At 71.3% G+C, this 7,326-nt stretch carries 5 protein-coding genes; all 5 read left to right on the forward strand.

The window, feature by feature from the left end:
- The first annotated feature begins 97 nt into the window (after window positions 1-97).
- The 5 genes from ACZ5GP_RS07040 (at window position 98) to ACZ5GP_RS07060 (ending at window position 7,190) form a co-directional block, all read left to right on the forward strand.
- Window positions 98-2,590: an alpha-L-arabinofuranosidase C-terminal domain-containing protein gene (locus ACZ5GP_RS07040; RefSeq protein ID WP_468749810.1), complete on the forward strand. Its 2,493-nt coding sequence runs from the start codon at window positions 98-100 to the stop codon at window positions 2,588-2,590.
- A 103-nt stretch (window positions 2,591-2,693) separates the two neighbouring features.
- Complete coding sequence (gene arfA / locus ACZ5GP_RS07045) at window positions 2,694-4,205, forward strand: arabinosylfuranosidase ArfA (RefSeq protein ID WP_468749811.1); 1,512 nt, start codon at window positions 2,694-2,696, stop codon at window positions 4,203-4,205.
- Between the two features lie 75 nt (window positions 4,206-4,280).
- Entirely contained in the window at window positions 4,281-5,264 is a 984-nt protein-coding gene (locus tag ACZ5GP_RS07050; RefSeq protein WP_468750153.1) for an arabinan endo-1,5-alpha-L-arabinosidase, read from the forward strand.
- Between the two features lie 53 nt (window positions 5,265-5,317).
- Window positions 5,318-6,406: a glycoside hydrolase family 43 protein gene (locus ACZ5GP_RS07055; protein ID WP_468749812.1), complete on the forward strand. Its 1,089-nt coding sequence runs from the start codon at window positions 5,318-5,320 to the stop codon at window positions 6,404-6,406.
- Between the two features lie 34 nt (window positions 6,407-6,440).
- A complete protein-coding gene (locus tag ACZ5GP_RS07060; RefSeq protein ID WP_468749813.1) occupies window positions 6,441-7,190 on the forward strand; it encodes an alpha/beta fold hydrolase in 750 nt (249 codons plus the stop codon).
- Window positions 7,191-7,326 lie beyond the last annotated feature (136 nt).

Here is a 7,326-nt window from a genome sequence, read left to right on the forward strand (position 1 = left end):
GGGTTGGTCCCAGGCGTTGACGCGACCTCCCTCGGCTTCCTAAGTTGCCGTTCGAAGTATTGACCGACGTCCGGTATTTCGAACACGTGGGGATGACATGGCACACAGACGAGGGAGTCTGGCTCTCGCCGTCGGGATGCTCACCGCCGGAGCCCTGCTGGCCGGCACGCTCGGCGCGGGACCCGGCGCGGCCGCCGAGCCCACCGACTACACGATCGACGTCGACGCGAACGGCACCGGCGCGAAGATCGACGACACGATGTACGGCGTCTTCTACGAGGACATCAACCGCGCGGCCGACGGCGGCCTGTACGCCGAACTCGTCCAGAACCGGTCCTTCGAGTACGGGCCCGCCGACAACCGCTCCTACACGCCGCTGACCTCGTGGGACACCCAAGGCACCGCCAAGGTCGTCGACGACGCCGGACGGCTGAACGAGCGCAACCGCAACTACCTCACCCTGGGCGCCGGTTCGTCCGTCACGAACACCGGCTACAACACCGGGATCGCCGTCGAGAAGGGCAAGCGCTACGACTTCTCGCTCTGGGCGCGCGCCGAGCGCTCCGGCGCGCCCCTCACCCTCACGCTGCACGACGCCTCGGGCGAACTGGCGCCCGCCCGCCGCGTCACCGCGCGCGGCGGCTGGGCCAAGTACCGGGCGACCTTCACCGCCACCCGGACCTCCGCCGCCGGCCGGCTGACGGTCGCCTCGGGTGCCCCGGCGGCGCTGGACATGATCTCCCTCTTCCCCCGCGACACCTACAAGGGCCGCGAGAACGGCCTGCGCAAGGACCTGGCCGAGAAGATCGCCGCCCTGAAGCCCGGCTTCCTGCGCTTTCCCGGCGGCTGTCTGGTCAACACCGGCAGCCACGAGGCGTACGACGAGAAGTCCGGCTGGCAGCGCAACCGCTCCTACCAGTGGAAGGACACCATAGGCCCGGTCGAGCAGCGCGCCACCAACGCCAACTTCTGGGGCTACAACCAGAGTTACGGACTCGGCTACTACGAGTACTTCCAGTTCGCCGAGGACACCGGCGCCATGCCGCTGCCCGTCGTGCCCGCCCTGGTGACCGGCTGCGGCCAGAACAAGGCCACGGACGACCCGGCGCTGCTCAAGCGGCACATCCAGGACACCCTCGACCTCATCGAGTTCGCCAACGGCCCGGTCAGCAGCGAGTGGGGCAAGAAGCGCGCCCGGATGGGCCACCCCAAGCCGTTCGGCCTCACCCACCTCGAAGTCGGCAACGAGGAGAACCTCCCCGAGGAGTTCTTCGCCCGCTTCCAGCAGTTCCGCGCCGCCATCGAGGCCGAGCACCCGGAGATCACCGTCATCTCCAACTCCGGGCCCGACGACAGCGGAGCCGTCTTCGACAAGGCCTGGAAACTCAACCGCGACGCCGACGTCGCGATGGTCGACGAGCACTACTACAACAGCCCGCAGTGGTTCCTGGAGAACAACGACCGCTACGACTCCTACGACCGGCGCGGCCCCAAGGTCTTCCTCGGCGAGTACGCCTCCCAGGGCAACACCTTCGGCAACGCGCTCTCCGAGGCCGCTTTCATGACCGGCCTGGAGCGCAACGCGGACGTCGTGAAGCTCGCCTCGTACGCCCCGCTGCTCGCCAACGAGGACTACGTCCAGTGGAAGCCCAACATGATCTGGTTCGACAACGACCAGTCATGGGGCTCGGCCAACTACGAGACGCAGAAGCTGTTCATGCGCAACGTCGGCGACGAGGTCGTGCCCTCCAAGGCCACCGGCACACCCGCCACGTCCGGCCCGATCACCGGCGCGATCGGCCTGTCCACCTGGGCCACCCGCGCCGCCTACGACGACGTCTCGGTCACCGGCGCGGACGGCAGGCCGCTGTTCTCCGACGACTTCTCGGCCGGAGACGGCAAGTGGACCAAGGCGGCCGGCCGGGGCGCGTGGGCCGTCGAGGACGGCGCGTACGTCCAGTCCGACGAGAGCGCCGAGAACACCCTGGTCACCGCAGGCGACAAGGGCTGGCAGAACTACGACCTGAAGGTCAGGGCCACCAAGAAGTCCGGCAAGGAGGGCTTCATGGTCGCCTTCGGCGTCAAGGACACCGGCAACCACTACTGGTGGAACCTCGGCGGCTGGAACAACACCCAGTCCGCCGTGGAGAAGTCCGTCGGCGGCGCCAAGCAGACGATGGTCCAGGACACCACGAAGATCGAGACGGGCCGCAGCTACGACCTGCGCGTCGAGGTGCGCGGCCGCCAGGTGACGCTCTACCTGGACGGCAAGAAGTGGGGCTCCTTCACCGACGACAAGCCCGCCGAACCGTTCCGCCAGGTCGTCACCCGCGACAAGGCGACCGGCGACCTCATCGTGAAGGTCGTCAACGCCCAGGCGACGCAGGCCCGCACCAAGATCGACCTCGGGCGGGCGAAGGTCGCGTCGAAGGCACGGGTGACCACGCTGACCGCCGACCCGGCCGCCGAGAACACCAAGGACAAGTCACCGGTCAAACCCGTCGACTCGGTCCTCGACGGCGTCGGCCACTCCTTCGCGTACACCTTCCCCGCCCACTCCGTGACGTTCCTGCGGATCAAGACCGGCTGACGGGACGAGAACCGGCCGCACAGGTCCCTCCCCGGCCTGTGCGGCCCGCCCCCGACCCCGCCGCACCGGACCACGAAGCGCAGCACACCAGTTGAGGATCGCCATGACGCCTGACCGCCACCCCGCCCGCTTCACCCTCCACCCCGACTTCGCCGTCGGCGACGTCGACCCCCGGCTCTTCGGCTCCTTCGTCGAACACCTCGGCCGCTGCGTCTACACCGGCATCCACGAGCCCGGCCACCCCACCGCGGACGAGGCCGGCCTGCGCGGTGACGTCCTCGGCCTGGTCCGCGAACTGGGCGTCACCGCCGTCCGCTACCCCGGCGGCAACTTCGTCTCCGGCTACAAATGGGAGGACTCCGTCGGGCCCGTCGACGCACGGCCGCGCCGACTCGACCTCGCCTGGCGCTCCACGGAGAGCAACCGCTTCGGCCTCGCCGAATTCATCCACTTCGTCCGCGCCGTGGGCCCCCAGGCGGAACCGATGATGGCCGTCAACCTCGGCACCAGAGGAGTGGCCGAGGCCCTGGAACTCCTGGAGTACGCCAACCACCCCGCAGGCACCGCCCTTTCGGACCTGCGCGCCACCCACGGCGACAAGGACCCCTACGGCATCCGGCTCTGGTGCCTCGGCAACGAGATGGACGGGCCCTGGCAGACCGGGCACAAGACCGCCGAGGAGTACGGCCGCCTCGCCGCCGAGACCGCCCGCGCCATGCGGCAGCTCGACCCGGCCCTCGAACTCGTCGCCTGCGGCTCCTCCGGCCAGTCCATGGAGACCTTCGCCGCCTGGGAGGCGACCGTCCTCGCCGAGACGTACGACCTGGTCGACCACATCTCGCTGCACGCCTACTACGAGGAGATCGACGGCGACCGCGACTCCTTCCTCGCCTCGGCCGTCGACATGGAGTCCTTCATCGAGAACGTCGTCGCCACCTGCGACCACGTCGGCGCGCGCCTGAAGTCCACCAAGCGGATCAACCTCTCCTTCGACGAGTGGAACGTCTGGTACCAGCGCCGCACCGCGCTCCAGCCCGAGGACTGGCAGGAGGCCCCCCGCCTCCTGGAGGACAACTACACCGTCACCGATGCCGTCGTCTTCGGCTCCCTGCTGATCGCCCTGCTGCGCCACGCCGACCGCGTGACCGTCGCCTGCCTCGCCCAGCTCGTCAACGTCATCGCGCCGATCCTCACCGAGCCGGGCGGCCCGGCCTGGCGCCAGACGACGTTCTTCCCCTTCGCGCAGGCCTCCCGGTACGGCCGCGGCACGGTCCTCGACGTACGGGTGGACTCACCGACGTACGACACGGCGAAGTTCGGCGAGGTGCCCCTGCTGCACGCCACGGCGGTACGCGCCGCCGACGGCACCGTCACCGTCTTCGCCGTCAACCGCGACCGGAACGAACCACTGCCCCTCGAAGTCACGCTGAACGGACTGGAACCGAGCGCCGTCATCGAGCACACCGCCGTGGCCGACGCCGACCCCGAGGCCCGCAACACCCTGGCCGACCCGGAGCGCGTCACCCCGCACGACGTGCCGGGCGCGCGCCTCGCGAACGGCGTCCTGACCGCCACCCTGGAGCCGCTGTCCTGGAACGTGATCAGGCTGGGCTGAGGGCGGAACCCCGACCGGCACGTGAGCACCCCCCCATCGCCCCACCGGCCCGAGGAGACCCGTGTGAGCCGCACCCTGCCGCGCACCGTCCGCCCCGCGAGACGCCGCGTACTTCTCGCCCTGTCCACCGCCGCGCTGCTCGCCCTCGTGCCGGGCACCGCGGCGGCCTACCCCGACCCCGGGACCGTCACCGGGGACACCGTCCTGCACGACCCGAGCATGGTCCGCACCCCGGCGGGCAAGTACCTGCTCTACGCGACCGGCGGAGGCATCAGCCACCGCTCCTCCACCGACCGGACCGCCTTCAGGGCCGGCGCGGACGCCTTCGGCAACCGGCCCGCCTGGTGGTCGCGCTACTCCTCCGTACCGGAGGCCTGGGCGCCCGACATCTCCTACCACGGCGGCAAGTACCTCATGTACTACTCCGTCTCCAGCTTCGGCTCCAACACCTCCGCGATCGGACTCGCGACGTCGACCACCGGCGAACCGGGCAGCTGGAGCGACCAAGGCACCGTCTACACCTCCGGTGCGAGCAGCGACTACAACGCCATCGACCCCAACCTCTTCGTGGACGACGACGGCAAGTGGTGGCTCACCTTCGGCAGCTGGTGGACGGGCATCAAGCTGATCCGCGTCGACCCGGCGACCGGCAAGCAGTACGCGGGCGACACGGCACGGCGCTCCCTCGCCTCCCGCCCGACCGGCACCAAGGCCGTCGAGGCACCGACCCTCGTCAAACACGGCGCCTACTACTACCTCTTCGCGTCGTACGACACGTGCTGCGCGGGCACCGACTCCACGTACAAGATCAAGGTGGGGCGGGCCACGAAGGTGACCGGCCCCTACCGCGACAGGAACGGCGTCGCGATGACGGACAACGGCGGCACGCCCGTCCTGGAGTCGCACGGCCGCTACATCGGCCCCGGCGGCCAGTCGGTCATGAAGGACGTCGACGGCGACCTGCTCGTCCACCACTACTACGACGGCCAGGACGGCGGCAGACCCAAGCTGGGCGTGAACCTCCTGAACTGGGGGAGCGGCTGGCCCGTGGCCTACTGAGCCCCCACGCCCCGCCGAACCCTCCGGCACCCCCTCCCCGAAAGGCACGACACATGAGTGACGCCAACGAACTCCCGCACCGCCGACTGCTGTTGAAGGGCACCCTGGCCACCGCGGCCGGCGCGGCGGGCACCCTCGGCCTCGCGCGGGGCAGCGCCCACGCCGCCGCCCCCGAGGCCGCCCGCCCCGCCAACCCCCTCGTCCCCCACCGCGCCGACCCCCACATCCACCGCCACCGCGACGGCCGCTACTACTTCACGGCCACCGCCCCGGAGTACGACCGCGTCATCCTGCGCCGCTCCCGCACCCTGCGCGGCCTCGCCACCGCCGAGGAGGCCGTCGTCTGGCGACGCCACACCAGCGGCGACATGGCCGCGCACATCTGGGCACCGGAGATCCACCACATCGACGGCAAGTGGTACCTCTACTTCGCCTCGGCGCCCGCCGACGACGTGTGGAAGATCCGCATGTGGGTCCTGGAGAACGCCCACCCCGACCCGTTCAAGGGCACCTGGGTGGAGAAGGGCCGGATCGCCACGGCCTGGGACACGTTCTCGCTCGACGCCACCACGTTCACCTACCAGGGGGAGCGTTACCTGTCCTGGGCGCAGCACGAGCCCGGCACCGACAGCAACACCGGCGTCTTCCTGTCCAAGATGGCCGACCCCTGGACGCTGAAGGGGCCGCAGACACGCCTCACCACACCCGAGTACGACTGGGAGCGCGTCGGCTTCAAGGTGAACGAGGGGGCCTCGTTCCTCCAGCGCAACGGACGCGTCTTCATGACGTACTCCGCGAGCGCCACCGACGCCAACTACTGCATGGGGCTCCTCACCGCCCGGGCGGGCAGCGACCTCATGGACCCGGCCTCCTGGACCAAGTCACCGCGCCCCGTCTTCACCAGCAACGACAGGACCAAGCAGTACGGCCCCGGCCACAACTCCTTCACCGTCGCCGAGGACGGCCGCACCGACGTCCTCGTCTACCACGCACGCCAGTACAAGGAGATCACCGGCGACCCCCTGAACGACCCGAACCGCCACACCCGAATCCAGCGCCTGGGCTGGAAGCCGGACGGCACCCCCGACTTCGGCGTCCCCGTGGCGGACGGACCGGTCCCGGACCTGGCGCGGAAGCGGTAGCCGCGCCCCCGCCGCGCGCCGCTATGCTCGCCCCGTGGGCGAGATCGTGGTGGTGCGCGACGGCCGCGGGCCGGAGATCCTGCTGGTGCACGGCGGCGCCGGCCCGCGGACGACGTGGGGCGCCCTCGCCCCGCTGGCCGACCGCTGGACCCTGGCCTACGCCCATCGCCGGGGCTATCCGCCGAGCCCGCCCCCGGACGTGCGGCAGGACTTCGCGGTGGACGCCCGGGACCTGGCGCCGCTGCTCCACGGCCGCCCGCACGTCGTCGCCCACTCCTACGGCGTCCTCGGGACGCTGCTCGCGGCCGCGGCCGCGGCCGCACCGGACGCCGTGCGCTCCCTCACGCTGATCGAACCGCCGCTCAGCCACCTCGTCCCCGGGGACCCCGACGTGGCGCGGCTGGCGCGCATCGGCGACGCGGTCCTCGCCCATGGCATGGACACGGACCCGGCCGAACTGCGCGAGTTCCTCCGTATCGCGGGCGCCCCCGTCGGCGACGGGCCGCTGCCCGAGGACGTCGTCGCCGGCGTCCGGCGGGCGCACGGCGCCCGGCCGACCGGCGAGGCGCGCCCCGACCTCGACGCGATCCGCGACGCCGGTGTCCCGGTGCTCGTCGCGTCCGGGGGCCACGCGGTCGCGCTGGAGCGGATCTGCGACGCTCTCGCGGCGGCGCTCGACGGCCGGCGGAGTGTGCACCCCGGGGCCGGTCACTTCGTCGCCGCGGCCCCGGGCTTCGCCGCACGGCTCGAAACCTTCCTGCGCGAGCCCTCCGCTTCCGCGTGACCCTCGCGGCCGTGGGGGGGGGGGGGGGGGGGGGGGGGGGGGAAGAAGGGGGGGAGGGGGGGGGGGAGGGGGGGGGGGGGGGGTGGTTGGGGGGGGGGGGGGGAGGAGGGGGAGAAGAGGAGGACCAGGCCGGGGA

The sequence above is a fragment of the Streptomyces sp. NPDC031466 genome, from assembly GCF_055581265.1.

Coding starts and splice junctions, on each gene's coding strand:
- arfA (WP_468749811.1), top strand. CDS start 2,694: ATGACGCCTGACCGCCACCCCGCCCGCTTCACCCTCCACCCCGACTTC.
- ACZ5GP_RS07040 (WP_468749810.1), top strand. CDS start 98: ATGGCACACAGACGAGGGAGTCTGGCTCTCGCCGTCGGGATGCTCACC.
- ACZ5GP_RS07055 (WP_468749812.1), top strand. CDS start 5,318: ATGAGTGACGCCAACGAACTCCCGCACCGCCGACTGCTGTTGAAGGGC.